At 63.8% G+C, this 26492-nt stretch carries 25 protein-coding genes and 1 pseudogene; 11 read left to right on the top strand and 15 right to left on the bottom strand.

Annotated elements, in window-relative coordinates; translation table 11 throughout:
* The first annotated feature begins 156 nt into the window (after positions 1-156).
* Together Atro_RS13495 and Atro_RS13490 are read left to right on the top strand one after the other, a co-directional pair.
* The gene (locus tag Atro_RS13495) at positions 157-486 is read left to right on the top strand and encodes a four-helix bundle copper-binding protein (RefSeq protein ID WP_497923033.1); all 330 of its coding nucleotides are present in this window, start codon (positions 157-159) and stop codon (positions 484-486) included.
* A gap of 366 nt (positions 487-852) precedes the next feature.
* A complete protein-coding gene (locus Atro_RS13490; protein ID WP_497923031.1) occupies positions 853-2247 on the top strand; it encodes a diguanylate cyclase in 1395 nt (464 codons plus the stop codon).
* Between the two features lie 46 nt (positions 2248-2293).
* Here Atro_RS13490 and Atro_RS13485 read toward each other — a convergent pair whose 3' ends face one another.
* The 3 genes from Atro_RS13485 to uvrD all read right to left on the bottom strand — a co-directional run bounded on the left by Atro_RS13485 (position 2294) and on the right by uvrD (position 6469).
* A complete protein-coding gene (locus Atro_RS13485) occupies positions 2294-3139 on the bottom strand; it encodes a Tim44 domain-containing protein (RefSeq protein ID WP_497923029.1) in 846 nt (281 codons plus the stop codon).
* Between the two features lie 147 nt (positions 3140-3286).
* A complete protein-coding gene (locus Atro_RS13480) occupies positions 3287-3853 on the bottom strand; it encodes a TetR/AcrR family transcriptional regulator (protein WP_497923027.1) in 567 nt (188 codons plus the stop codon).
* Positions 3854-4291: 438 nt separating this feature from the next.
* Positions 4292-6469 carry a DNA helicase II gene (gene uvrD, locus Atro_RS13475; protein ID WP_497923025.1) on the bottom strand — a complete coding sequence of 726 codons (2178 nt, stop codon included), beginning with the start codon at positions 6467-6469 and terminating at the stop codon, positions 4292-4294.
* 123 nt (positions 6470-6592) lie between these two features.
* Between uvrD and Atro_RS13470 the strand changes: the two genes are divergently transcribed.
* Positions 6593-8761 (top strand): putative bifunctional diguanylate cyclase/phosphodiesterase, encoded by a 2169-nt coding sequence (locus Atro_RS13470; protein WP_497923023.1) that lies wholly within the window; start codon positions 6593-6595, stop codon positions 8759-8761.
* 1 nt (position 8762) lies between these two features.
* Here the strand turns inward: Atro_RS13470 and trhP are convergent, their stop codons facing one another.
* Positions 8763-10124 carry a prephenate-dependent tRNA uridine(34) hydroxylase TrhP gene (trhP, locus tag Atro_RS13465; RefSeq protein WP_497923021.1) on the bottom strand — a complete coding sequence of 454 codons (1362 nt, stop codon included), beginning with the start codon at positions 10122-10124 and terminating at the stop codon, positions 8763-8765.
* A gap of 389 nt (positions 10125-10513) precedes the next feature.
* Between trhP and Atro_RS13460 the strand changes: the two genes are divergently transcribed.
* Positions 10514-10807, top strand: a complete 294-nt coding sequence (locus Atro_RS13460; protein ID WP_497923019.1) for a hypothetical protein — start codon at positions 10514-10516, stop codon at positions 10805-10807.
* A gap of 378 nt (positions 10808-11185) precedes the next feature.
* Entirely contained in the window at positions 11186-11584 is a 399-nt protein-coding gene (locus tag Atro_RS13455; protein WP_497923017.1) for a hypothetical protein, read from the top strand.
* A gap of 477 nt (positions 11585-12061) precedes the next feature.
* On the opposite strand, the gene polA is transcribed toward Atro_RS13455, so the two are convergent.
* A complete protein-coding gene (gene polA, locus Atro_RS13450) occupies positions 12062-14806 on the bottom strand; it encodes a DNA polymerase I (protein ID WP_497927681.1) in 2745 nt (914 codons plus the stop codon).
* A gap of 65 nt (positions 14807-14871) precedes the next feature.
* Between polA and Atro_RS13445 the strand changes: the two genes are divergently transcribed.
* The gene (locus tag Atro_RS13445; RefSeq protein WP_497923015.1) at positions 14872-15156 is read left to right on the top strand and encodes a DUF2782 domain-containing protein; all 285 of its coding nucleotides are present in this window, start codon (positions 14872-14874) and stop codon (positions 15154-15156) included.
* A gap of 16 nt (positions 15157-15172) precedes the next feature.
* Positions 15173-16123, top strand: coding sequence for a homoserine kinase (locus Atro_RS13440; RefSeq protein WP_497923013.1), 951 nt, complete (start codon positions 15173-15175; stop codon positions 16121-16123).
* 81 nt (positions 16124-16204) lie between these two features.
* On the opposite strand, the gene Atro_RS13435 is transcribed toward Atro_RS13440, so the two are convergent.
* Positions 16205-17047 (bottom strand): alpha/beta fold hydrolase, encoded by an 843-nt coding sequence (locus Atro_RS13435; protein WP_497923011.1) that lies wholly within the window; start codon positions 17045-17047, stop codon positions 16205-16207.
* Between the two features lie 284 nt (positions 17048-17331).
* Between Atro_RS13435 and Atro_RS13430 the strand changes: the two genes are divergently transcribed.
* The 3 genes from Atro_RS13430 (at position 17332) to Atro_RS13420 (ending at position 19419) form a co-directional block, all read left to right on the top strand.
* Positions 17332-17619 carry a type II toxin-antitoxin system HigB family toxin gene (locus Atro_RS13430; protein ID WP_497923008.1) on the top strand — a complete coding sequence of 96 codons (288 nt, stop codon included), beginning with the start codon at positions 17332-17334 and terminating at the stop codon, positions 17617-17619.
* A gap of 2 nt (positions 17620-17621) precedes the next feature.
* A complete protein-coding gene (locus Atro_RS13425) occupies positions 17622-18023 on the top strand; it encodes a helix-turn-helix domain-containing protein (RefSeq protein ID WP_497923003.1) in 402 nt (133 codons plus the stop codon).
* Between the two features lie 202 nt (positions 18024-18225).
* Positions 18226-19419, top strand: coding sequence for an IS4 family transposase (locus Atro_RS13420; protein WP_497922994.1), 1194 nt, complete (start codon positions 18226-18228; stop codon positions 19417-19419).
* Positions 19420-19451: 32 nt separating this feature from the next.
* Here the strand turns inward: Atro_RS13420 and Atro_RS13415 are convergent, their stop codons facing one another.
* The 9 genes from Atro_RS13415 to Atro_RS13375 all read right to left on the bottom strand — a co-directional run bounded on the left by Atro_RS13415 (position 19452) and on the right by Atro_RS13375 (position 25308).
* Positions 19452-19880: a hypothetical protein gene (locus tag Atro_RS13415; protein WP_497923002.1), complete on the bottom strand. Its 429-nt coding sequence runs from the start codon at positions 19878-19880 to the stop codon at positions 19452-19454.
* Positions 19873-20238 carry a hypothetical protein gene (locus Atro_RS13410; protein WP_497923000.1) on the bottom strand — a complete coding sequence of 122 codons (366 nt, stop codon included), beginning with the start codon at positions 20236-20238 and terminating at the stop codon, positions 19873-19875. The genes Atro_RS13415 and Atro_RS13410 overlap by 8 nt, the downstream gene beginning before the upstream one ends.
* Before the next feature lie 92 nt (positions 20239-20330).
* Positions 20331-20810, bottom strand: coding sequence for an HNH endonuclease (locus Atro_RS13405; protein ID WP_497922998.1), 480 nt, complete (start codon positions 20808-20810; stop codon positions 20331-20333).
* Positions 20811-20853: 43 nt separating this feature from the next.
* Positions 20854-21372 carry a metal-dependent hydrolase gene (locus tag Atro_RS13400; protein ID WP_497922996.1) on the bottom strand — a complete coding sequence of 173 codons (519 nt, stop codon included), beginning with the start codon at positions 21370-21372 and terminating at the stop codon, positions 20854-20856.
* 280 nt (positions 21373-21652) lie between these two features.
* Positions 21653-22846, bottom strand: a complete 1194-nt coding sequence (locus Atro_RS13395; protein WP_497922994.1) for an IS4 family transposase — start codon at positions 22844-22846, stop codon at positions 21653-21655.
* Positions 22847-23314: 468 nt separating this feature from the next.
* Positions 23315-23605, bottom strand: a complete 291-nt coding sequence (locus Atro_RS13390) for a hypothetical protein (protein ID WP_497922992.1) — start codon at positions 23603-23605, stop codon at positions 23315-23317.
* An 87-nt stretch (positions 23606-23692) separates the two neighbouring features.
* The gene (locus Atro_RS13385) at positions 23693-23989 is read right to left on the bottom strand and encodes a hypothetical protein (RefSeq protein ID WP_497922991.1); all 297 of its coding nucleotides are present in this window, start codon (positions 23987-23989) and stop codon (positions 23693-23695) included.
* 641 nt (positions 23990-24630) lie between these two features.
* Entirely contained in the window at positions 24631-24903 is a 273-nt protein-coding gene (locus tag Atro_RS13380; protein WP_497922989.1) for a hypothetical protein, read from the bottom strand.
* A gap of 93 nt (positions 24904-24996) precedes the next feature.
* Positions 24997-25308: a hypothetical protein gene (locus Atro_RS13375; RefSeq protein ID WP_497922987.1), complete on the bottom strand. Its 312-nt coding sequence runs from the start codon at positions 25306-25308 to the stop codon at positions 24997-24999.
* A 158-nt stretch (positions 25309-25466) separates the two neighbouring features.
* Here Atro_RS13375 and Atro_RS13370 point away from each other — a divergent pair.
* Positions 25467-26432: pseudogene (locus Atro_RS13370) on the top strand (integron integrase).
* Positions 26433-26492: the final 60 nt, after the last annotated feature.

Genomic DNA, 26492 nt, shown 5'->3' with positions numbered 1-26492 from the left:
CGCCCCGCCGAGCAGAATCGTGGTTCGTCGCATCCGGCCAGCGTATGCCCGGCCATTCGTCCCTTCGGGGAAACCTCTCCCGGCGCGGCCACGTCCACCGGAAGACTGCGGTTCTCGCAGCCGTTTCGGCCCCTCAGCCCGCGAAGGAGAACGAACATGCATGCTTCCCCGTACGAATCCTGCATCCAGGCCTGCAGCAGTTGCGCCTGGGCCTGCGAAACCTGTGCGGCGTCCTGCCTGCGCGAGAACGACGTGCAGATGATGGCGCGCTGCATCGCGCTGGACATGGATTGCGCCGACGTCTGCAAGCTGGCCGCCAGCCTGATGGCGCGCGGCAGCGATCATGCCCGGGACTTCTGCCGGCAATGCGCGCAGGTTTGCCGCGCCTGCGGCGAGGAGTGCGCCCGGCACGAGGCCGAGCATTGCCAGCGCTGCGCCCAGGCCTGCCGGGCCTGCGCCGAGGAGTGCGAGCGGATGGCCGCCTAGTATCCGGCTCCGGAAGACCGGCCTGACGTGGCAGGACGGTCGTTGCAGGCCGACGGCGAGCGAAGGCGTGTCGCTTTCTCTTGCCTGTGCTCCAGCGCTTGTCAAGGCCTGCGCCGGAATGTCGCACCGGACCGGCTTGGAAGCGCCCCGAGCGGTCGACGACAATCGGAACGCCCGTTCAGCCATCTGAGCCCGATTCGCCGCTCGCGCGCTTTCCGCCGGATGGCGCAGACGGATCAGGGCGACGTTCCGGGGGCCGGCGGTTGCCGCCCGAGGTCCCGCATCCGCTCGAAGAGGCTTCGGCCTCCGCCCGTGGCACGGGCATCCAGCGCGGCATTCCCGATGGCGAACAGAGCAGGATCCTCTATGTCCAGTACTTCCTCCGAACAGCAGGTCGCCCAGTGGAAGCTGTTGCTCACGCAATTTCCGGCAGCCGTCGCTGACCAGGTCAAGGCGCTGGCCATCACCCACCAGGCGGCGCTGGCGGAGTATTTCTACGCACAGATGCTGCAGGACGAGCAGGCCACGCTCTTCCTCACCCACGAGCAGGTGAAGAGCCGCCTGCAGGGCACCTTGCAGCAATGGATCGCCTCGCTGTTCTCGGTCAGCGGCGACCACGCCGCACTGGCGGCGCTGATCGCCCAGCAGCAGCAGATCGGCGAGATCCACGCGCGTATCGACATTCCCATCCACCTGGTGCTGCGTGGCGCGCGGCATCTGCGCGAGCGGCTGTTCGTGCTGCTCTGCGAACAGCCGCTCGACCCCGAGCACAAGCTCTTTGGCCGGCACCTGATCGGCGAAACCATCGACCTGGCCATGGAGATCATGAGCCGCGCCTTTTCCGACGCCCACGACCGCAACTCGCGCAGCGAGGAGGGCTACCGGCTGTTCTCGGTGGCGCAGAACGTCGGCATCGAGCAGGAGCGCCAGCGCACCGCCCTGCTCGACTGGGAGAATCAGCTGATGTTCGACCTGGCGGTCGGCCATGCCCTGCCGCAATTGCCGCGGCTGTCGGATTCGGAGTTCGGCCTGTGGTTCCGCCACAAGGGTGCCCATGCCTTCCAGGGCTCGCGGGAAACCGAGCTGATCCTGCAGGGCATGCGTTGTATCGACGAGACGCTGCTGCCGGGGTTCGCACAGGCCATGGCGGAGGGAGATGCCGAACGGCGCCTGCACAACCTGCGCGCGCTGCGCGAGCAGGCCAAGGGCCTCCTCTTCCACCTGGACCACCTGTTCGAGCAGGTCAACGTCCTGGAAAGCGGCCGCGACGTGCTGACGCGCATGCTCAACCGCAAGTTCCTGCCGGTGATCCTGTCCAAGGAGGTGGCCTACGCGCGGCAGAGCGAACGCTCTTTCGCCGTGCTGGCGGTGGATATCGACCACTTCAAGCAGATCAACGACGAATGCGGCCACGAGGCCGGCGATCTGGTCCTGCAGCAGCTCGCCACCCTGCTCAGCAACCATTGCCGCGGCGGCGACTACGTGTTCCGCATGGGCGGCGAGGAGTTTCTCGTGTTGCTGGTCGATATCAACCAGGGGCAGGCGCTCGGCGTGGCCGAGAAGCTGCGCCAGCAGGCCGGGCAGGAGCGTTTCCGTCTGCCGGGCGGGCAGGAACTGCAACTGACCGTGAGCATCGGCGTGGCCCTGCACGATGGCCATCCGGATTATCAGCGCCTGCTGCGCCAGGCCGACCGGGCGCTGTACGAGGCCAAGCATGGCGGCCGCAACCGGGTGGTGCTGGCCAGGGAAACACCGGCCTGAAAAAGGAAAACCCGGGCAAGCCCGGGTTTTCGTCGCTGGGTCCGGCTCAGCCGTTCTGGCGGATGCCGGCGATCAGCCAGGGCTGGTTCTCGCCATGGCGGCGCTCCATGCGCCAGCTCTCGCTGAAGGTTTCGCCCTGCTCGAAGCGGGAGTTCTTCGACACGCCGCTGAAGGTCAGGGTGGCGATGGTCTTGTCGGCCTGGTCGTCCACGCCGTCCAGCTGCACCTGCAGGTTGTCGATGTAGGTGGACTGGAAGCCGTCGCCCAGCTCGGCGCGCTCCTTGCGGATGAAGTCGAGCATCTGCGGGGTGACGAACTCGGCGATCTTGTCCATCTCATTGGCGTCCCAGTGCTGCTGCAGGGCCGTGAAGTGCTGGCGGGCGGCCTCCAGGAAACGCTGCTCGTTGAACCAGGCCGGCGCCCGGATCGGCGCGCGCTGGGCGCTAGCTGCACCGCTGGCGACCGGGCGCGGCTGAGCGGGCATTTCCCGCTGCATCGGCGCGTGGCCGGCCATGGCCGGATGCTGCTTGCGCCGGCGGGCGGCGATCAGGCGGTACACCAGGAAGGCGATCAGCGCGAGGATCAGGATGTCGAGCAGCTGGATGCCGTCGAAGCCGTCGCCCATGAACAGCGAGGCCAGCAGGCCACCGGCGGCGATGCCGGCCAGCGGGCCGAGCCAGCGCGAGGCGCCGCTGGCCGGACGGGCGGGAGCCGGGGCGGCGTTCGGCGCCGTGGCGGTGCTGCCGGCCGGCTGCTGCGGCTGGGCCTGGCGGCTCTGGTGGATCGGTGCGCTGCCGGACGACTGGCCACCGCCGAAACGCTTGGCGTTGGCGTCGAGGCTGAGGGTCATGGCCACGCAACAGGCCATGCAAAGACTGAGAAAACGACGCATGTGGGGATTCCCGTGGTTGATATCGGATTATGTTGCCCAGTGGTTCCGGGACCTGTCATTCATTATTTCCCAACCTGAGAGCGATGGCGGCCGGACGCCGGGCCGCGTCGGAGAAAAACTGTTTCGGGCTTTTGCTCGCTGGCCGGCTCAGGGCCGCAGCAGGCAGGCCAGCGGCAAGCCGTACAGGCGCCGGCGCAGGTAGGCGCGCAGCGCCACCTCGTCGTCCCGGCGCTGGCGCAGCCAGTGGCCGAAGGTGCACAGGTAGACGGCGCTGAGCGCGCATTCCTCGCCGATGCGCGAGAAATAGACATTGCCCCGCCCGGCCGCCTCGCGCCACCACTGCACGGTACGGCTGATGCGCATCAGCCCCCGCGCCTGTAGATGGAGGTGGCCGGGTTCGAGCTTGTAGCAGAGCATCTCCCCGGTCAGCCGCCGATGCGGGGCCAGCGCCGCGAGCCAGGCGACCAGCAGCTCCTCCAGCCGCCCGGCCGGCGTCAGCGCCACCAGGTCGGCATGCCGGGCACGGGCCAGCAGGGCCGCGTCGGCGCGGTCGAACCAGGCTTCCACCAGGGCGTCCTTGTCCCGGTAGTGGCGGGCGATCTCGTCCAGCCCGACATCCAGCGTGGCAGCCACGTCGAACAGGCGCAGCCGCTCCCAACCGCTGCGCTCGGCGATCTGCAGGGCGGTATCGAGGATCTGCGCGGCATCGGTCATGGACTCACCTCCGCCTTTCAGTATGGCCGCTTCCACGGCGGCCGCCGGCAGGGGCGACCGGTGGCGGGGCGGCCGAATCGGACTTCAGGGGAGGGAATACTTCGTTGCTGCCTTCATGGCTCCGTCCGCTCCCGAGTTGGAGGCCCGCGGGAAAGCCGGGACGCTTCGGCTTCGCCCGTGCTGTAAGCCATTGCTTACAGCAGGTCAGGCGTTCTGCCAATGGGCTCGGAACGGCTATCGGAGTAGATTGAATCCCACCAAGACGTCGAAGGATCGACGCAGGCCGACCACGGACGGCGGCCAGTGGGACAGTCGCAGGATGCGGCGACTTCATCAGGATGATGAACCCAGGGATGAAGTGAGACAACAACGGCGAGGCTAACCCCCTCGCCGTTTTTGTGCGCGCGGCAAAAACGGTCGCCGCGCCCCGTGCCCGCCCTACACCGCCTCCAGCTTGGCGTAGCCGAGCATCAGCCACTTGCTGCCTTCGTCCTCGAAGTTCACCTGCACCCGCGCCTGGGCGCCGGCGCCTTCGAAGTTGAGGATGGTGCCCTCGCCGAACAGCGGATGGCGCACGCGCTGGCCGAGGGCGAAGGGGGTGTCCGGCACGGCGGCGCCGGCGAGCACCGCGCTGTTGTCCGGGCGCGTGCCGAAGGAGCGGCCGACGCTGCTGGACAGGCGCACCTCGCGCAGCAGCGCCGGCGGCAGCTCGCGGACGAAGCGCGAGATCTTGTTGTAGGTTTCGCTGCCGTACAGCCGGCGGGTCTCGGCGTAGCTGACCACCAGGCGCTGCATGGCGCGGGTGATGCCGACGTAGGCCAGGCGGCGCTCCTCCTCCAGGCGGCCGGGTTCCTCCAGGCTCATTTTGTGGGGAAAAAGGCCCTCCTCCATGCCGACCAGGAACACCAGCGGGAACTCCAGGCCCTTGGCGCTGTGTAGGGTCATCAACTGCACGCTGTCCTCGAAGTCGCCGGCCTGCTGCTCGCCGGCCTCCAGCGAGGCGTGGTCGAGGAACGCCGCCAGCGGGGTCTGCAGGCTCTCGTCCTCGTTCTCGAAGGCGCGGGCGGCACTGACCAGCTCCTCGAGGTTCTCCACCCGGGCTTGGGCCTTCTCGCCCTTTTCCGCACCGTGGTAGGCGCGCAGCCCGGAGTCCTCAATCACCACCTGGATCGTCTGCGCCAGCGGCAGCTGCTCGACCTTCAGGGCCAGGGTGTCGATCAGCTCGACGAAGGCGTTCAGCGCGCTGGCGGCGCGGCCGCTGACCAGCTTGCTGCCGACCGCCTGGTGCAGCGCGCCCCACAGCGAGAGGTCGGCCTCGCGGGCCAGCTGGCGCAGGGTCTCGACGGTCTTCTCGCCGATACCGCGGGCCGGCAGGTTGATGACCCGCTCCAGCGCCGCGTCGTTGTGGCGGGTGTGGAGCAGGCGCAGGTAGGCCACCGCGTTCTTGATCTCGGCGCGCTCGAAGAAGCGCTGGCCGCCGTAGATGCGGTAGGGGATCTTTTCCCGCAGCAACGCTTCCTCGAGCACCCGCGACTGGGCGTTGGAGCGGTAGAGGATGGCGATCTCGCTGTGCGCCAGGCCGTCTTTGAGCGCCTGGCGGATGCTCTCCACCACGTAGCGGGCCTCGTCGTGCTCGTTGAAGGCGGCGTACAGGCCGATCGGCTCGCCGTCCGCGCCCTCGGTCCACAGCTCCTTGCCGAGGCGGCCCTGGTTGTTGGCGATCAGCGCGTTGGCGGCCTTGAGGATGCTGCCGGTGGAGCGGTAGTTCTGCTCCAGGCGGATGGTCTCGGCGGCGGGGAAGTCCTGGCAGAACTGCTGGATGTTCTCGATCCGCGCGCCGCGCCAGCCGTAGATCGACTGGTCGTCGTCGCCGACCGCCATCAGGCTGGCGCCGCCCTGTGCCAGGAGGCGCAGCCAGGCGTACTGCACGGCGTTGGTGTCCTGGAATTCGTCGACCAGCACATGGCGGAAGCGCCGCTGGTAGTGCTCCAGCAGGCCTGGCCGGTCGCGCCACAGGTCGAGGGCGCGCAGCAGCAACTCGGCGAAGTCGATCACCCCGGCGCGGGCGCAGGCCGCCTCGTAAGCCGCGTAGATCTTCAGCTGGGTGGCGAGGAACAGGTCGCCGCCCGGCTGGATGTGCTGCGGGCGCAGGCCTTCGTCCTTCTTGGCGTTGATGAACCACTGCGCCTGGCGCGCCGGCCAGCGCTGCTCGTCGAGGCCCAGCTCGCGGATCACCCGCTTGACCAGCCGCTGCTGGTCGTCGGCATCGAGGATCTGGAAGTTCTCGGCCAGCCCCGCCTCCTGCCAGTGGGCGCGCAGCAGGCGATGGGCCAGGCCGTGGAAGGTGCCGATCCACATGCCCATCGGGCTGTGGCCGAGCAACTGCTCGATGCGCGCGCGCATCTCGGCGGCGGCCTTGTTGGTGAAGGTCACGGCGAGAATCGAGTGGGGCGAGGCGTTCTCCACCTCGATCAGCCAGGCGATGCGGTGCACCAGCACGCGGGTCTTGCCCGAGCCGGCGCCGGCCAGCACCAGGCATGGGCCCAGCGGAGCGGCCACGGCCTGGCGCTGGGCGGCGTTGAGGGTACTTAGCAGAAAGGATAGGTCGTCGCGCATCGCGGCATTCTAGCGGCCGCTGCGAAGACGGGGCAAACTCGGGGTGCCTTGTGATACTTACACTGGGGGAGCATGTCTGGCCGCTCACCTTGGGACTGGATGCCGATAACTCGAATTATGGATATGAACTTTCTTTTCTCTCCTTCTGTCGTGCCGCCGGCCATCGCGCCGGAGAGCATCAGGGAACGCTACGGCGTTCAGATGGAGGCGGCTCTGAACCGCCTGCTGTACCGTGCCGCACCCCTGCCGATCCTGCTGATGCTGAGTGGTGGCCTGAGCTGCATGGTGCTGCTCTGGGAGCAGCACTCGCTGTCCACCCTGGGCTGGCTGTCGATCTGGTTGGGTCTGCTGCTCGGGCTGAGCGTCTGGCGGATCCTGGCGTTCCACCGCACGCCGGCGGAACGCCAGGCCGATGCGGTCTGGCGGCACAGCTTCCTGCTCGGCGCTGTGGTTTCGGGGGCGACCCTGAGCCAGATCGGCATCTTCCTCATGCCGCTGGCCACGCCGCTGGAGCAGGCGCTGATCCACGGTCTGCTGGCGGCGGCGACCATCTGCGCCAGCATGGCCTATGCCGCCAGCCTGGGCGCCTTCCTCGCCTTCGCCTTGCCCGCCCTGCTGCCGTCCAGCCTGTTCCTGCTCGGCCTCGACCACAGCCCGCTGCAGGGCTGGGGCATCCTCGGCCTGATCCTGCTGGCGGCCCTGGTGCTCAGCGCCTGGCAGATCAACCGGGCGACCTGCCACAACCTGCTGCAGCGTTTCCAGAACAGCTCGCTGCTCGAGTTCGAGAAGCAGGCGCGGCGGGCCACCGCCCGGCTGAACGACGAGCTCGCCCGCGAGGTACGCCTGCGCCGGCAGGTCGAGCGGGAATTGCGTAACGCACAGCGGGCGCTGGAGGCGCGGGTCGACGAGCGCACCCGGGCGCTCACCGCCAGCGAGCGGGCGCGCCGTGAGGAACAGGCACTGCGCCGCTATCTGGCCAGCCACGACCCGATGACCGGCCTGGCCAACCGCAGCCTGCTGCTGCGCCGCCTGAAGATCCTGACCAGACGGCCGCTGCCTCCTGGCCGCGAACTGGTGTTGCTGCACTTCAACCTGGATCGCTTCAAGCGGCTCAACGAGAGCCTCGGTCATCAGCTCGCCGACGAGATCATCTGCGCGCTGGCCCGGCGCCTCGGCGACAGCCTGCGCCAGGCCGACACCGTCGCACGGATCGCCGTCGACGAGTTCGCCGTGCTGCTGGAGAGCGACAAATCCCTGGAGGAGCTGGAGCAGCTCGGCCGCCGCCTGCTCACCGTGCTGCGCCACGGCGTGCCGGTCGGTGAGCACGAGGTGGTAGTCAGCGCTTCGCTGGGAATCGGTCTGCTGTCCGCGGCCGGCGGCGATCCGGCCATCCTGCTCTGCCAGGCGGCCATGGCCATGCGTCATGCCAAGCAGTTCGGCAGCAATACCCTGCAGTTCTACCGCGATAGCCTGCAGAGCAGCAGCCGCGAGCGCCTGCTGCTCGAGGCGCAGCTGGACAAGGCGCTGGTGCGCGGCGAACTGGAGGTGTTCTACCAGCCGAAGCTGAATTTCGCGGCGAACCGTCTGCAGGGCGCCGAGGCGCTGGTGCGCTGGCGCCACCCGGAGCGCGGCCTGGTGCCGCCGATGCAATTCATTCCCCTGGCCGAGGAAACCGGACAGATCGACGCCATCGGCGACTTCGTGCTGCGCGAGGCCTGCGCCCAGGCGCGCGCCTGGCAGCAGGCGGGGGTCGCCGAATTGCGCGTGGCGGTGAACATTTCCATGGGCCAGCTGCGCCAAGACGATTTCGTCGAGCGGGTCGGCGCCGTGCTGGCGAGGACCGGCCTGCCGGCGCACCTGCTGGAGCTGGAGCTGACCGAAAGCCAGCTATCGGATGACGTCGAGCACCTGGCCGAGGTGTTCGGCCGGCTGCGCGCGCTGGGCGTGCGTCTGGCGATCGACGATTTCGGCACCGGTTATTCGTCGCTCGGCTACCTCAAGCACCTGCCGGTCGATGTGGTGAAGATCGACCAGACCTTCATCCGCAGCCTGGATGCCTCCGGGCGCGGCGGCGATGCGGCGATCACCCGGGCGATCATCGTCATGGCGCATAGCCTGAACCTGGAGGTGGTCGCCGAGGGGGTCGAAGAGCCGGCGCAGCTGGAGTTCCTGCGCGAGCACGGTTGCGACGAGATCCAGGGTTACCTGATCGGCCGGCCGGTGGAGGCGGCGACCCTGACGGATCAGTTGCGCGAGCAGACCGCGCAGCTGGCCTGCGCAGTCTGCGACTGACTCAGCCGCGGGTGGTGGTGCCGTCCAGCTCGCGCATCAGCAGGGCATGAGCGAGGTCCACTCCCTCGGGCACCGGCAGGTAGAGGGTGTGGCCGTCGCCCGGGGCCACCTCGGCGCGCTCGCCGCGCTTGTTCTCCAGGGCCTCCAGACGGAAGTTCAGGTTGCCCTGGGGGGTCATCAGCTCAAGGCGGTCGCCCAAGGCGAAACGGTTCTTCACCTGCACCTCGGCCAGGCCGTTGCGGCGCTCGCCGGTCAGCTCGCCGACGAACTGCTGGCGTTCGGACAGCGAATAGCCGTAGCCGTAGTTCTGATACTCGTCGTGCACGTGGCGGCGCAGGAAGCCCTCGGTGTAGCCGCGATGGGCCAGCGACTCCAGGGTATCCATCAAGGACCGGTCGAACGGCCGGCCGGCCACCGCGTCGTCGATCGCCTTGCGATACACCTGGGCGGTGCGCGCCACGTAGTAGTGGCTCTTGGTGCGGCCCTCGATCTTCAGCGAATGCACGCCCATCTGCACCAGCCGCTCGACATGCTGCACGGCGCGCAGGTCCTTGGAGTTCATGATGTAGGTGCCGTGTTCGTCCTCGAAGGCTTCCATGTACTCGCCCGGCCGCTTGCTCTCCTCGAGCAGCATCAGCCGCTCGGTGGGCGCGCCGCTGCCGAGGGTCGGCTCGACCGGCGGCACCGGGACCGGCTCCTGGACGTGGACGATGTTGCCCAGCTCGTCCTCCTTGCCTTCGTGGGCCTTGTACTCCCAGCGGCAGGCGTTGGTGCAGGTGCCCTGGTTGGGATCGCGGTGATTGATGTAGCCGGACAGCAGGCAGCGGCCGGAATAGGCCATGCACAGCGCACCGTGAACGAACACCTCCAGTTCCATCCCCGGCACCTGCTCGCGCATCTCGCCGATCTCCTCCAGCGACAGCTCGCGGGAAAGGATCGTCCGGGTCAGTCCCTGGCGGCGCCAGAATTCCACGCTGGCCCAGTTCACCGCGTTGGCCTGCACCGAGAGGTGGATGGCCATTTCCGGGAAGTGCTCGCGCACCAGCATGATCAGTCCGGGGTCGGACATAATCAGCGCGTCCGGCTGCATGTCGATCACCGGCTGCAGGTCCTTGAGGAAGGTCTTCAGCTTGGCGTTGTGCGGGGCGATGTTGACCACCACGTAGAACTGCTTGCCCTGGGCATGGGCCTCCGCGATGCCGAGCGCCAGGTGCGCGTGGTCGAACTCGTTGTTGCGCACCCGCAGGCTGTAGCGCGGTTGTCCGGCGTACACCGCATCGGCGCCGTAGGCGAAGGCGTAGCGCATGGACTTGAGGGTGCCGGCGGGGGACAGCAGTTCGGGACGGAAGACGGAAGCGGTCATGGCGCAGCGACTCGCGGGGGCGAAAAAAGGGCGGAGGATTTTACTGCGCTTTGCCGGGGCGTGCGTTCTTTCCGATGGGTGTGGGCCGTCGCCGATCTCCCCTGTTTTTATGCGGTACGTCTTCTGCATAATAAGCTGCAAGCCGTGTATGACGGGGCTTCGCGAGGCTCCATAAGGTGTCGCTGGCGATACGAAGGCAGGCATTCGCCGGCCTTGCATTGCTCTTGTTCAATAAAATTGTTACTTTTTATTTCAAAGAGCGTTTTTGCCTGCCGTGCGTCCCGACCAACCGATTCCTGTCGACCACTCCCTCCTCTGTTCCCGACGAACCGCCCGAGTGCCGACCCAGGAAGCAGCAGAAACCTGACATGTTCCTCGGAGGAACAGCCATGAAAAACTTCGGCGCACTGGCCTTGTCCCTGACCCTCGGCCTGTTGACCTTCGGTAGCACCCGTGCCGCCGAAACTCCCAAGGAGGTCGAGGAACAGACCACCGGCAAGTCGCTGGGCGGCATGAACGGTATGATGGTCGGCGCCATCGGCGGTCCGCTCGGCATGCTGATCGGGGCGGGCGTCGGTGCCCTGTTCGGCGGCGAGGCCCAGGAGGCCAGCGGCCTCAGCGAGCGTGTCCGCGAGGACGACGGCGCGTCCGGCGAACGCAACGCGCTGCACGCGCCCAACTGAGCCGCCGTTCCCGGCGGCTCCATCCCCCTGCGCCCGTACCGGGCGCGTCCGGCTTCTTCCGCAGCTCCCCTCTCTGACCGGGCGTTACAGGCAAGCCCTTCCCGCGGCCTGCCTTCCCCTGTTCATCTCATTGCGCTGCTCCACCCGTCGGTCGCCGGGTCTGCAAGCACGAATACGGCTAAGATTTCTTGATGTGGATCAATGAAAGTTCATTTTTTTGGAGGGATTCCGACAGGCGTTTGTCTGTGACGTGACATTTTGTCGCGAACCGAGCCGGGTAATGGAGGCTAAGTCATTGATTCTGCGTGCCAATGTGTTTGGCATGTTTCGTGGAATAACCCTGATGTAGCCCACTGAAAGTTCCTCGGAGGAACCGCCATGAAAAAGCTCGGCACTCTGGCTCTGACCCTCGGCCTGCTGGCCATCGGTAGCGTTCACGCAGACGAAATCGTCCGGGAAGTGAACGACCAGACCTCCGGCAAGGCAACGGGCGGCATGACCGGCATGATGGTCGGCGCCGTCGGTGGCCCGATCGGCGCTCTGGTGGGTGCCGGCGTCGGTGCGCTGTTCGGCGGCTCCGCCCAGGATGCCGCCGGTGGCAGCGATCGCGCCTACGTGGTCCGCACCGACAGCGGCGAACTGAAGACGGTGCGCTCGCCGAACCGGGTCTTCGCCGCCGGCGACAAGGTCGAGATCCGCGGCAACCGTCCGTATCCGAAGAAGCCCAAGACCACTGCCCTGGCCGACGCCAGCGACAGCATGCGCTTCATCCGTTAAGAGTTTCGCGGCCCGGACCTCCGACCGGGCCGCAGCGCGTCTGGCTCTCCCGCTCCCCTGCCTCCCCCTGGCGATCGAAGCGGCGGGAGAGCCACCCTTACCTCCTCAGCTCAATGTCACGCCGTCGGCTTCTCCCGCGCAATCGGGGCCGTACCGGCGCGTTCGCGGTTTCTGTCCTTCCGCCGCCCCCTATCGCCCGCCAGCACGCTGCTGCAGAAACAGACAGCGGACCAAAAAAAACCCCGAACTTCATGTGGGGGAGGAAGAAGTTCGGGGTCCAACTTCGGACTCGCTGGGAGTCCGAATATCTGCCAACACTTAACACAACAAGGAGCATCGAAAGGCTTTTCAGCCAGTCGTACCGGTCTGACTGTACGATCGCTCCAAAAGTTCAGCCGTATCGCAAAACATTTTCAGTTGAAAATGCAGCTTCTCAGGGAGAAATTCCGCTTTCTCGAAGGGTTTCCCGCGACTCGCTCAGTGCGCCTCGTCCCAGTTGCCGCCCACCCCGGCTTCCACCAGCAGCGGCACGTCCAGAGCGGCGGCGCCGCTCATGCGCGGCAGCAGGCCGGCCTTGAGCGCCTCGACCTGATCCTCGCGCACCTCCAGCACCAGTTCGTCGTGCACCTGCAAAATCATCCGCGCATCCAGCCCGCTCTCCAGCAGCCAGGCGTCCACCGCCACCATGGCGCGTTTGATGATGTCCGCCGCGCTGCCCTGCATCGGTGCGTTGATCGCGGTGCGCTCGGCGGCCTTGCGCAGGGCGCCGTTCTTCGACTGGATTTCCGGCAGGTACAGGCGGCGGCCGAACAGGGTTTCCACGTAGCCCTGCTCGGCGGCCTGCGCCCGGGTGCGCTCCATGTAGGCGAGCACGCCGGGATAGCGGGCGAAGTAGCGGTCGATGTAGGCCTGCGCCTCCTTGCGCTCGACGCCGATCTGCTTGGCCAGGCCGAAGGCGCTCATGCCGTAGATCAGCCCGAAGTTGATCGCCTTGGCGCTGCGCCGCTGGTCCGCGCTGACCACCTCCGGGGCGACGCCGAACACCTCGGCGGCGGTCGCCCGGTGCACGTCCAGGTCGTTCTGGAAGGCGTGCAGGAGGCTCGCATCCTGGGCCAGGTGGGCCATGATGCGCAGCTCGATCTGCGAATAGTCGGCGGCCACCAGCCGGTAGCCCTCGGGCGCGACGAAGGCCTGGCGGATACGCCGGCCCTCGGGGGTGCGGATCGGGATGTTCTGCAGGTTCGGGTCCGAGGAGGACAGCCGCCCGGTGGCGGTCACCGCCTGGTGGTAGCTGGTGTGGATGCGTCCGGTACGCGGGTTGATCTGCTGCGGCAGCTTGTCGGTGTAGGTGCCCTTGAGCTTGCTCAGGCTGCGGTGCTGCATGATCACCTGGGGCAGCGGATAGCCCTGCTCGGCCAGCTCGGCGAGCACGCTCTCGGCGGTGGACGGCTGGCCCTTGGCGGTCTTGGACAGGACCGGCAGGCCGAGCTTTTCGTAGAGAATGGCGCAGAGCTGCTTGGGCGAGGCCAGGTTGAAGGCCTCGCCGGCCAGCTCATGGGCCTCGCGCTCCAGCTGCTGCAGCTGCCCGCCCAGTTCCAGGCTCTGCTCGCCAAGCAGCTTGGCGTCGACCAGCGCGCCGTGGCGCTCGATGCGCGCCAGCACCGGCACCAGCGGCATCTCGATCTCTTTCAGCACCTTCGCCAGCCCCGGCACCTCTTCGAGCTTCGGCCACAGGCACTGGTGCAGGCGCAGGGTCACGTCGGCGTCCTCGGCCGCATAGGGGCCGGCCTGTTCCAGGGCGATCTGGTCGAAGGTCAGCTGCTTGGCGCCCTTGCCGGCGATGTCCTCGAAGCGGATGGTGCCGTGGCCGAGGTACTTCAGCGCCAGGCTGTCCATGTCGTGACGGGTCGCCGTGGAGTCCAGCACGTAGGATTCCAGCATGGTGTCGTAGTCCACGCCGCGCACCTCGATGCCGTAGTGCGCCAGCACGTTCATGTCGTACTTGGCGTGCTGGCCGACCTTGGCCCTGGCCGGGTCCTCCAGCAGCGGCTTGAGCGCGGCCAGCACCGTGTCGCGGTCGAGCTGCTCGGGCACGCCCATGTAGCGGTGCGCCAGCGGAATGTAGGCCGCCTCATGGGGAGCGACGGCGAAGGACAGGCCGACCAGTTCCGCCTGCTGGGCGTCCAGGCTGGTGGTTTCGCTGTCGAAGGCGATCAGCGCGGCCTGCCCGAGCTTGTCCAGCCAGGCGGCGAAGCGCTCCCGGTCAAGCACGGTCTCGTAGTGCGCCCCGGGCGCCGCCGGGTCCGCCGCGGGACTGCCGGCACCGGCGGCGTGGGCCTCGCGCAGCAGCTCGTCCAGCCAGTTCTTGAACTCCAGTTCGCGGTACAGCTCGATCAGCGCCTCGCGGTCCGCCGCCGCCGGGTGCAGCGCCTCGACCTCGATGTCCAGCGCCACGTCGGTCTTGATGGTCGCCAGCTGGTAGGACAGGTAGGCCATCTCGCGGTGTTCCTCGAGCTTGGCGGCCAGCGACTTGGCGCCGCGGATCGGCAGTTCCGCCACCCGGTCGAGGCTGGCATAGATGGTGTCGAGGCCGCCGCCCAGGCCCTGCAGCAGGCCGAGCGCGGTCTTCTCGCCGACCCCCGGCACGCCGGGGATGTTGTCCACCTTGTCGCCCATTAGCGCCAGGTAGTCGACGATCAGCTCTGGGCCGATGCCGAACTTCTCCACCACCCCGGCGCGGTCCAGCCGGCTGCCGGTCATGGTGTTGACCAGGCTGATGTGGCCGTCGACCAGTTGCGCCATGTCCTTGTCGCCGGTGGAGATCACCACCGGGCGGCCTGCCGTGGCGCTCGAGCAGGCCAGGGTGCCGATCACGTCGTCGGCCTCCACCCCCTCGATGCACAGCAGCGGCAGGCCCAGCGCCCGCACGCAGGCGTGCAGCGGTTCGATCTGCACCCGCAGGTCGTCGGGCATCGGCGGGCGGTGCGACTTGTAGTGCTCGAACAGTTCGTCGCGGAAGGTCGGTCCCTTGGCGTCGAACACCACCGCGAAGGGGCTGTCCGGATACTGCTTGCGCAGGCTGAGCAGCATGTTCAGCACGCCCTTCACCGCCCCGGTGGGCAGGCCGCTGGAGGTGGTCAGCGGCGGCAGCGCGTGGAAGGCGCGGTACAGGTAGGAGGAGCCGTCCACCAGGACGAGGGGGTCTGGGCCATGACGAAGAATCAACCTTTTCCGCGGGTGCGGCGCTAGAATGACGGGACAATCGACGACGAAAGGACAAGGTTATCATGCACACCTTCCCTCGCCTGCTGCTGGCCGGTCTGCTGGCGTTCGGCGCGGTCGGCGTCTTCGCCCAGGATGCGCCGTCCGGCGAGCCGGACGTGACCATCCGCAAGGAAGGCGACAAGACCATCGAGGAGTACCGCGTCAATGGGTTCCTCTATGCCGTCAAGGTCACCCCGAAATTCGGCAAACCCTACTTCCTGGTACGCTCCGACGGTAACGACGCCAACTTTGTCCGTTCCGACGAGCCGACCATGCGGATCCCCGCCTGGGAAATCTTCAAATGGTAAGCGAGTCCCTCTGAACATGTCGGTCTTTACCCCTCTCGAACGCCACGAGCTGGAAACCTTCGTCGCGCCTTACGGGCTCGGCCGGCTGCTGGATTTCCAGGGCATTGCCGAAGGCAGCGAGAACAGCAACTTCTTCGTCACCCTGGAACGGGGCGAATACGTCCTGACCCTGGTCGAACGCGGCCCGCTGGGCGATCTGTCGTTCTTCATCGACCTGCTCGACGTGCTGCACGCGGCCGACCTGCCGGTGCCCTACGCCCTGCGCACCACGGACGGCAAAGCCTTGCGCAAGCTGGCCGAGAAGCCGGCGCTGCTGCAGCCGCGGCTGCCCGGCAAGCACGTGCAGGAGCCCAACGCGCACCACTGCCGCGAGGTCGGCACCCTGCTCGCCGGCCTGCACCTGGCGACCTGCAAGAACCCGCTGCCGCGGCCCAGCGACCGCGGATTCGAATGGATGCTGGAGAAGGGCCCGGAACTCGCCCTGCAGCTGCCGGACGAGCAACTGCCGCTGCTGCGCGAGGCGCTGGCCGAGGTCGCCCGGCTGAAGGCCCGCCTGCTCGCCCTGCCCTCGGCCAACCTGCACGCCGACCTGTTCCGCGACAACGTGCTGTTCGACGGTGCGCACCTGACCGGGGTGATCGACTTCTACAACGCCTTCTCCGGCCCGATGCTCTACGACCTGGCGATCGCCGTGAACGACTGGTGCTCCAGGGAAGACGGCAGCCTCGACCCGCAGCTCACCCAGGCCATGCTCGCCGCCTATTCGGCCAAGCGCCCGTTCCGCGCCGGCGAGGCCGAACTCTGGCCGGCCATGCTGCGCATCGCCTGCCTGCGCTTCTGGCTGTCCCGGCTGATCGCCGCCCAGGCCTTCGCCGGCCAGCAGGTGCTGATCCACGACCCCGAAGTGTTCCGCTGCCGCCTGCAGGCGCGCCGCCACGTCCAGGTCGCCCTGCCCTTCGCCCTGTAAAACCTCTGCCGTAAAGCCCCCGCTCCCTGCGTAGGGTGGAAAACGCGCACCGCGCTTTTCCACCCTACGCCCGGGGCTCGGCTATGAGCGCACGAAATCCAGAATCGCCTCGACCGTCCGCGCGGCGCCCTCCCCGAAGAGCATGGTCATGTGGTTGCCGGGCACCTCGACGTAGCGCCCGTCGGCGACCGCCGCGACCGTCTCCAGCGCCTGCTCGCGCGGCAGCACCGGCGGCGTGCCCGGCGGCCCGTAGGCGCCCGGAGCGTTGACCAGCAGCATCGGCTGGCGGACCGCGGCCAGATGGCCCGGCCAGTCCTCGGCGAGCAGCCTGTCCATCGCTTCGCCGATCGCCTCGGGACGCGAGCGCGGCCTGAGCGTGCCGTCGGCGCGGGTTTCCACGTCGGCGCGGTAGGCGCTCTCGATGGCCGGGTCCCACCAGTTCGCGTAGAACGGCATCCGCTTGATGGTCGCCAGAAACGCCTCCCACGAAGGATGCACCGTGCCCAGCCGGTCCAGGGACGGCTGGATCAGCTCGCGCACCTGCGGATGGAAGGAACAGGCCGCATCGAGTACCACCAGCCGGGCGACCCGCTCCGGGTAATGCGCCGCCATGTACAGGGCCAGCAGGCCGCCGAACGAATGCCCGCCCAGCACCACCCGCTCCAGGCCCAGCGCATCCAGCAGGCCGACCACGTCGGCGGCATGCTCGGCCATGCCGTAGCCGCGCTCCGGCTTGTCGCTCAGCCCGCGCCCGCGCAGATCCACGGCCAGCACCCGCAGCGCCGGACTCAGCCCCGCCGCGATCAGACCGTCGAAGGCATGGGCATTGGCGGTCAGGCCAGGCATCAGCAGCAGCGGCGGCTCGCCGCCGGGGTGATCCAGACAGTGCAATTGGATGCCGTTGGTCTGTACGAACCGCTCCATGAGTTGCTTCCTCCGATGACGGGCAGTGACGGATGAAGGCTGCCGGAACGGCTCGCCTTCGCTGTTCAGAGGATAGCTGGGCGATTCATGGGATCCGAAACCAGGGCAATCGCACGAAGCCAAGCATCCTCATTTGAGCCCCTGCAGCTCGGTCCGAGAGTCATCCGAAGTGTTGTCGATAAGCCAGCGGCATCTCAGGCTGAATCCAGGATTATCGCAATTTGCTATATTCAGGCTGCTGCGTTACCCTGCAGCCAATAGCAAAATGCGATAAACCGCTCGATATGCACGTCATTACTCAGAAACGCATCTGGGAAGCCAAGGCCAAGTGGCCGCATGCGGCCACTGCCCTGGAGGCTTGGTATCGCCTGATCAAGGCCAGTGCTCCACAGGACTTCGCGGAGATGAGGCGTCTGTTTCCGGCAACAGACAAGGTGGGGCCGCAGCATGTGTTCGACATCGGCGGCAACAAGCTTCGCCTGATCGCCGTTGTGCAGTACCGGGCGCAGAAGGTCTATATCCAGCATGTGCTGGATCATGGCGAATACGACCAAGGTAAGTGGAGGGAATAACCATGTCCGCGCTGATCAAACAAGCCAGCGAACACTGGCGCTATGTGGCCCCCTTGCTCACCAGGCCGGCCAACGAAGACGACTACGACGCCTTGGTCGAAGCCCTGGACGAGTTGCTGGTTATCGTCGGCGACGACGAAGACCACCCCCTTGCCACCCTGGCCTCGCACATGGGCGATCTGATCGAAGCCTACGACGAAGCCCACCGCCCCATGCCGAAGGTGAGCGGCGTGGAGATGCTGCGCTACCTGATGCAGGAGCACGGCCTGACTCAGGCCGATCTGCCGGAGGTCGGCGCACAGTCCGTCGTTTCCGAGCTGCTCAGCGGCAAGCGCCGCCTCAATGTGCGCCATATCCGCGCGCTGTCCGAGCGCTTCGGTGTTCCGGCGGATGTTTTCTTTTGAGGTAGATGAGCCCGCCTCTGGCCGAATGCCGATGCCTTGCTCGAAAAGGCGATGTCAGGCGTTATTTCAATACAGGCTCAAGAGGTTCAGGCCCTGAGTAATCCCAGAAATTTTCCCGGAAAATCAATTAGGTAGGGCTTGAAGAGGCCTGCATGGACGGGCACGTTGGTTGTCGCCAAACAAAAACAGCGTCCCCAGCCCCATGCAGACCGTCCAATTCTTGCACGATGCCTTCGCCAAGGCACTCCTCACGATCCATGCCCGCCGTCTCGAAGCCCTGATGGCCGCGGTGGCCGCCCTGCTGCAAGGCCGCTGCCTGAACCTGACCGCGCTGGGGCGCTTCCTGCCCGGCTCTGCCTATCCCAGGCATGCCATCAAGCGGGTCGACCGCCTGCTCGGCAATCGGCAACTGCAGGCCGAGCGGGGGTTGTTCTACTGGGCCATGCTCCGCGCCCTGCTGGGCTCGCTCAAGCATCCGTCGATCCTGGTGGACTGGTCGCCGATCGATGCCGCCGGCAAGCTGTTCCTGCTGCGCGCCGCGATCCCGCTGGCCGGACGTTCGCTGCCGGTCTGCGAAGTCGTCCATCCGCACGAGGGCTGCCCGCGTTGCCAGAAACGCCTGCTCGAGGCCCTCGCGGCGATGCTGCCGGCCGGCTGCACGCCCATCCTGGTCACCGATGCCGGTTTCCGGCGGCCCTGGTTCCGGGCCGTCGAAGCCATGGGCTGGCATTACGTCGGCCGTGTGCGCAATCGCGACCTGTGCCGATTCGGCGAGCAGCCCTGGCAGCCGGTGAAAAGCCTGTACGCCCTGGCCTCGGCATCGCCTAAACGGCTCGGTTGCCTCGAGATGACGCGCTCGGCGCCTTGGTCCACCCCACTCTACGCGGTGAAGCAGGCGCCGCGGGGGCGCAAGCACCGGCGCGTCACCGGAACCGTGGCCCGGGACAAGCGCAGCCGGCAAAACGCGCAGCGCGAAAGCGAGCCCTGGCTGCTGGCCAGCAACCTGCCCGGGACGCAGTGGAATGCCGCACAGGTCGTGGCGATCTACAAGCGGCGCATGCAGGTCGAGGAAGGCTTCCGCGACCTGAAGAGCCATCGGCTGGGGTTCGGCCTGGAGCTGCATCGAAGTCGCTGCCCGCGGCGCATCGAGATCCTGCTGCTGATTGCCGTGCTGGCCAACTACGCACTGTGCCTGCTGGGCCTGCAAGCCCGGGAGGCAGGGCACGAGCGGCGCTTTCAGAGCAACAGCGTCAAGGACAGGCACGTGCTGTCGCTGTGGCGGCTGGGACTGGAGTATGCACGCACTTATGCGGGAGACATTTCCCGGGAGAGGCTGCGGGAGCTGGAGTTGGCTCTGCGGCGGGAGGTCCACCGGCAAACGCAGGAACGGGGGTGATTTTGTGGGGATCACTCAGGTTCAGGCCCGTTTCAGCGTTGTACGCAATTTTCGGTTCCGAAGTTACCGCCCTTGAATTCGGGCTCATAGTAGTACTTGTCGAAGGTCCATTTCCCAGCGTCGTTTTTGGCGAAAGACGCTATGCCTGTGCCGTAGTCCCTGGTGCTCTGATCCGTCAGGGCGAAGTGGACGGCTAACTGAGTTCCCTGCGCAGCCGCCTGCCCGAGATAGATGCCGTAACCGGGCACTTCCAGTGTGAAACCGTAGGCGCCGTACTGGCCGAAGCTCTGCTCGCGAACCAGATCGAGCGTCACGGTCCCGGTGTATTTGCCTTCGTGGCTGTCATCGCCAGTGCAATCGTAGGTTCCGCTGAAGTCGGGTCCGGTGAAATCGGGCTTCGCCTCGACGGTGGAACAGAGGGCCAGAAGGCCGAGCAGCGCCATGAACGACTTGTTATGCATGGGTAGTTTCTTCTTTCTTAATGGATCGCCAAAGGTAAATCAAAGCAACAGCCGACATTATACCGACCGGAAAAACCACTATGACCATGCTACACACCACAAACAACCAGAAAATGGCTTTGAGGTATAGCACATTGCTTTTTATGCCCTTGTAGGCCCCATAACAGAACAGCGACCAAAATATTGAAAGTGCAAGAAAGGTAATAGAGAAGGCGATTGTCGCTTCTTTCAAGTGCGGTCCTGGTCCTGAGTCGTACACAAAGGCCACCAAGCCCGCTAGTGCTCCATATCCTACACTTACAAGAACTGCATTAGCTATAAGAAAATACTTTGCTATTTGAGTTTTACTTAAGCTCATTTGTTGTTCGCATAACGATTAAGCTAACGGGCAGGCAAAAGCGAAGCTTTTGACTGTCCAGCGAACAAAGTGAGCGATAGTTAAGGGCATTGTTAGGTGCCACCTGCACGCAGGGCTCTAAGCTCTTTTACTGCTGTATCGAAGTCACTTAGCGCACCATTAATTATGGCATCTATTTGAGGTTGGATGCTCTGCATTTCGGGTGCTGTCGCTGGCAGCTGTGCTAACCATTGCGAAATTCTACCGTGCCGCTCTGTTAGTAGGTTTTGGCTGGTTGCTTTTCGTGTGAGAAAAGACTGCCATGACTCCTCTCTTTTTTCGTCACCATTGCAGCGAGAGCAAGAAAGAACATGATTATAGATACTGTTGCTGCCACCAAGCGCTGACGAGACAACATGATCCATGTGACCTGTACGTGATTCGCGTTGAATCTCAACTCCGCAATAGGCGCATGAAGACTGAAAATACTTCCACAACAGATCAATTTCTGCTTTAGATGGATACGGATCAATGATGGCAAGCAACGATCTTTTGATCATATTTTTTGCTATTGATGGTGTATTTTTAGCCATGAGCTGCTGTGATACCTAACGTTTGAGCTCAAGCCGCGGCCCGTCAGGGCCGTCGCGCCTGCAGCGAAGGGTTAGAGCGCCCCCGGTATGTAAGAAGCGCCCATATGCAGATGGCCAGCTCCACTGCAAACGACCAATGCAGGATAAAGCTCAGCCACCATGGTTTGAATCTCGCTGGCACCGTAAACATTGCATACGGCTGGTCGATGAAAGGGGCGAACCACCAGATGTCTCCAACAAAGGAGTCTAGGGCAACATGCAACACACCGCCCAGGCAAAGGACCAGCGATAGCGCGGCGGCCTTAGACTGCCTAGCGTAGCTGAACCATAACGCAGAGGCCGCGGCTAGGGTTAACCAAACTATTGGCCAATGCGAGATGTACTTGTGATGGTGGGTCTGCCTGTTGTCGATGAAATGGAAGTACACCATGTCGAAGTCTGGTGCCAACGCGCCAACGATTCCGGCGGCAACCACTGCCTTTGCAGTGACCGGAGCGCTGGCTATACATCTCATGATTGAGGCCGCCAAAATGTAGCCAGAAGGAGCATGCGCTATGATCATAGGGCGCTCTAACGCCATGGTAAGCCGCCGGTGCGAAGTACAGCATAGTAGTACCGGTCGGCTTCACCTACTGGTTATGTGGTAATTCCCGTTTGTCTTGGCTAAATCCGTAGACAAAAGCTGCAAAACAAAACATCGTGTAAGCCGCGCCTACTACCTGCCAAGCGAAAGTTTCTTTGAACCCCTCATATATTCCAAGTCCTATGATGATTCCTACAGCGCCAAATACAATCATTAGGATCGAAAAAATAGGCTCAAAGCCTGAGTGATCCCCACAAAATCACCCCCGTTCCTGCGTTTGCCGGTGGACCTCCCGCCGCAGAGCCAACTCCAGCTCCCGCAGCCTCTCCCGGGAAATGTCTCCCGCATAAGTGCGTGCATACTCCAGTCCCAGCCGCCACAGCGACAGCACGTGCCTGTCCTTGACGCTGTTGCTCTGAAAGCGCCGCTCGTGCCCTGCCTCCCGGGCTTGCAGGCCCAGCAGGCACAGTGCGTAGTTGGCCAGCACGGCAATCAGCAGCAGGATCTCGATGCGCCGCGGGCAGCGACTTCGATGCAGCTCCAGGCCGAACCCCAGCCGATGGCTCTTCAGGTCGCGGAAGCCTTCCTCGACCTGCATGCGCCGCTTGTAGATCGCCACGACCTGTGCGGCATTCCACTGCGTCCCGGGCAGGTTGCTGGCCAGCAGCCAGGGCTCGCTTTCGCGCTGCGCGTTTTGCCGGCTGCGCTTGTCCCGGGCCACGGTTCCGGTGACGCGCCGGTGCTTGCGCCCCCGCGGCGCCTGCTTCACCGCGTAGAGTGGGGTGGACCAAGGCGCCGAGCGCGTCATCTCGAGGCAACCGAGCCGTTTAGGCGATGCCGAGGCCAGGGCGTACAGGCTTTTCACCGGCTGCCAGGGCTGCTCGCCGAATCGGCACAGGTCGCGATTGCGCACACGGCCGACGTAATGCCAGCCCATGGCTTCGACGGCCCGGAACCAGGGCCGCCGGAAACCGGCATCGGTGACCAGGATGGGCGTGCAGCCGGCCGGCAGCATCGCCGCGAGGGCCTCGAGCAGGCGTTTCTGGCAACGCGGGCAGCCCTCGTGCGGATGGACGACTTCGCAGACCGGCAGCGAACGTCCGGCCAGCGGGATCGCGGCGCGCAGCAGGAACAGCTTGCCGGCGGCATCGATCGGCGACCAGTCCACCAGGATCGACGGATGCTTGAGCGAGCCCAGCAGGGCGCGGAGCATGGCCCAGTAGAACAACCCCCGCTCGGCCTGCAGTTGCCGATTGCCGAGCAGGCGGTCGACCCGCTTGATGGCATGCCTGGGATAGGCAGAGCCGGGCAGGAAGCGCCCCAGCGCGGTCAGGTTCAGGCAGCGGCCTTGCAGCAGGGCGGCCACCGCGGCCATCAGGGCTTCGAGACGGCGGGCATGGATCGTGAGGAGTGCCTTGGCGAAGGCATCGTGCAAGAATTGGACGGTCTGCATGGGGCTGGGGACGCTGTTTTTGTTTGGCGACAACCAACGTGCCCGTCCATGCAGGCCTCTTCAAGCCCTACCTAATTGATTTTCCGGGAAAATTTCTGGGGATTACTCAGGCTCAAAGCTAAATCTCTCATAGGGCACTATATAAAGCTTTTCTAGATAGCTAAGACCTACTCCACCAATAATCACGGATATAGATATTTGAATTCATTTTTCCCCTGGAGTGGGATCACTGCCGCCGAGGTAAGAGAAAAACCAGATATAGGTACAGATAACTACGCTCCATATGGCGATTGCGAAAAATTTAGCCCAGTAGCGAGGATGTCTTAGTGCGCGAAATCCATGCATAGATTACTCTCCATTTTTGCCCACATAACGATTAAGCTAACCGGCGAGCAAAAGCGTAGCTTTTGCGAGTCCAGTGAGCGCAGCGAACGAGGTTGAGCGATTTGTTATAAGGCTTTTGCACGATTATGATATTTTCCTATTTAATTCTTTTGCGCGATCGTAGCAGGCGCCACACAGCAACGTTACACCAGCAAATGCTTCCGACTCATCATTCCATTCCCCGCCGAAGCTATTAACCTTTTCTTCGCAGGCAGTGCACCATGAATCTGGTCGCTCGTCTCCCGGCTCCGGTTCTGCTGACCAAAAGCCTCTGGGCTTCCCATCTTTCAGGGTTTGCAAGATGTGTTGGCAAACGTATGTTGCTTGTTGTTTGCCGTGTGTGTAGCACTCAACGAACTTATATTCGTCACTCATGCTTCTCTAGCCTTATAACGTTGAAGGTAAAGGGCGCGCCGCTCGCGGCGCGTCCAGCGACTGGAGGGAGCGACTTTGACCGGGATGTTAGGAGGCATTGAGAGGCACCACCTTGAATGCAACCCTGCCTACCAAGAGCACTTGATCATTTATTGAAACAACGACTACTTGGCTGGGGCCTGAAACTTCAATTTGTTCGGCATGTCTGCGCCAAGAGAATTCGCCTTGCTCCTGTAAGTAATAAAGCACTTCGCTTGGCTCCGAATCGAATAACTCAGATTTAGCAGGAAGCGACCTAAAAATACAGTCTCCGGAGTCGCCTTCGCCCGCAAGGAGCAGAAAGCCTAAATGATCTCCATCAGAGTTGAGAATCGCGAAAGACATATGACTCCTAACGGTGGAGTTCAGCCGCGGCCGGCGAGCCGGGCGTCGGCTGGGACGAGTTGTTAGAGTTCACACACGACATCCTGAACCCACCTATTAATTCTTGCAGAATTATCAACGCCAAGGCCATTTATTGCGCGCTGTCCCAAATGGCATACATATATGCTTGCCGCGGCAAGATCAAGATATTCTTGGCATATAGCTACCGAGATTTTTGCGTGCTCCCCACAAGCGATTACTAGCTCTATGCCGGCAAGCTCTCCTGCCAGCCTTTCGATATTACTGCGAGCAAGAACCTCTAGAAGCGTAGGCAATGAACGCTGCGTCTTTTTTTGTATTCGACAGTGCTCCACGCATTCGTAATCAGATACCCCTTGCGATCTGGTGATGTAAAGATATCACTCCTCAACGCATGCAGACTGCTGATTGCAGAATCCAAGTTATCTCCAGTTGCCCCCGCGCATGGATGGCCGGCACTTTCTTCATACCGCCCTGGACAGGCAAAGACAAAGGCAACCTTTGCTCCTTTAGACCTTTGAATATGGCACATGCGTCTAGTGAACTCTAACGATTAAGCTAAAGGGCGGGCTTTAGCCCGTCCCAGCGAACGAAGTGAGCGATTTGAGCGCATTGTTGTACGCCTACTCCTCGGGTTTACTGTTTGAGAGCACGTACCCGGCAACGGTGCCAAGAAGAGCCGCAAGTGTTTCGGTCTGAAACTTTGCCAGTATTGCAAGAATCAAAACTGTTGGAATGAACAGCACAACACCAATTGCCTTGAGAGAGTTAGGGCCGAAACCCTGGCCTTTGGCTTTTATGCGCTTGTAAACAATATTCAAGCCGTACAGCATGACCAGTACTGCGCCTGAGACAGCAATGAAGTGTATCCATGTCAATTCTGGCTGTGGCAGCACTGCTTGCTCCTTTTAGGTGTACAACGTTTGGTTAAGGGGCGACCGCGGTACGCGGGCGTCCCAGTGAGCGCAGCGAACGACTTGAACCGCTAGTTAGGGATTTCTCACTGTGCCAGAAGCAACATGGCCAAGTTTAATTAGAGACTTTAGAGCAGGAGACAAAATACTTTCAAATTTTTCCGGGGCAGCCATTGCTGATGCAGCTAGCACATTGAAAATTTCCACTAGCTCATCAGCACTTAATACCACGGTGTAGTCATGATGCGATTCGCCGGTAAAGTCCTTTACGTTGCTTGACTCAATGATTACTGATGCCAGAGTTTTGTCGCATGAAAAGCGGGCATTGCTGAGTGATGCCGTGCGCTTTCCGTAGTTATATGTAGAGCCGCGCCTAGTGATTTCCATTTGCTGCACCTTTATATAACCCTAACTACTATTCGACACCAAATGGTGTGAACAAACACACCATCTGGTGCATAACATTCCCTTGCCGCTGCTGGCAGCTCCCTTGTAGCCTGCGGCCTCCAGCAGGAGGCTGGTGTTCTTTCAGGGAGTTATACACCATGGACGGCAAGCCCAAGTTGTTGGACCGGCTGCGCGAACAAATCCGTATTCGTCATTATTCAATCCGTACTGAAACCGCTTATATTAAGTAGGTGCAGGATTTTATCCGTTACTATAACTTGCGTCATCCGACGGAAATGGGCGCTCCTGAGGTGGAGCGATTTCTGTCGCATCTCGCGGTGGATTTGAATGTGGCGGTATCCACGCAGAATCAGGCGCTGGCTGTTCTGTTGTTTCTCTACAGGCATGTCCTGGCCATCGATCTTCCCTAGCTGAACGACGTGGTTCGCGCCAGGCGGCCCGAGCGCTTGCCGGTCGTCCTGTCCCGCGAGGAAACGCAGCGGCTGCTGGCCTGTTTCGAGGGCGAGCTGGCCTTGGTCACGGGGTTGCTGTACGGCTCAGGTCTGCGCCTCATGGAGGCGATGCGTCTACGGGTGAAGGACGTGGATTTCGCGCGCGGCGAGATTCTGGGCCGGGACGGCAAGGGCATGAAGGACCGCCTCACCTTGCTGCCGAGCCGGTTGAGTCAGCCGCTGAAACGGCATCTCGACTGTGTGAAGGCCTTGCACGAGCGCGATCTTGCCGAGGGTTTCGGCGAGGTCTATCTGCCGTTCGCCCTGGCGCGCAAGTATCCGAACGCCGCGAAGGAATGGGGCTGGCAATACGTTTTTCCGGCTCCCGGCCGCTCGGTCGATCCTCGTTCCGGCATCAAGCGCCGTCACTATATGGACGAGAAGCGGGTGCAGCGGGCCTTCAAGAGCGCCGTGCGGGAGATGGGAATCGTCAAGCCGGCCACGCCGCACACCCTGCGTCACTGCTTCGCCACCCATCTGCTGGAGAGCGGGCAGGACATTCGTACCGTGCAGGAGCTGCTCGGCCATGCGGACGTGAAGACCACCATGATCTACACCCATGTGCTCAACCGGGGCGGTCTGGGTGTGCTGAGTCCGCTGGATCGGCCTTGAGCTTTCCGCCTTCCTCTCGGTGGATGAGCAGAGCGTCATCCACCCTACCCCTCGATTTCC

This window comes from Azotobacter tropicalis (assembly GCF_059739045.1).
This window is presented reverse-complemented; position numbering and strand designations above follow the sequence as displayed.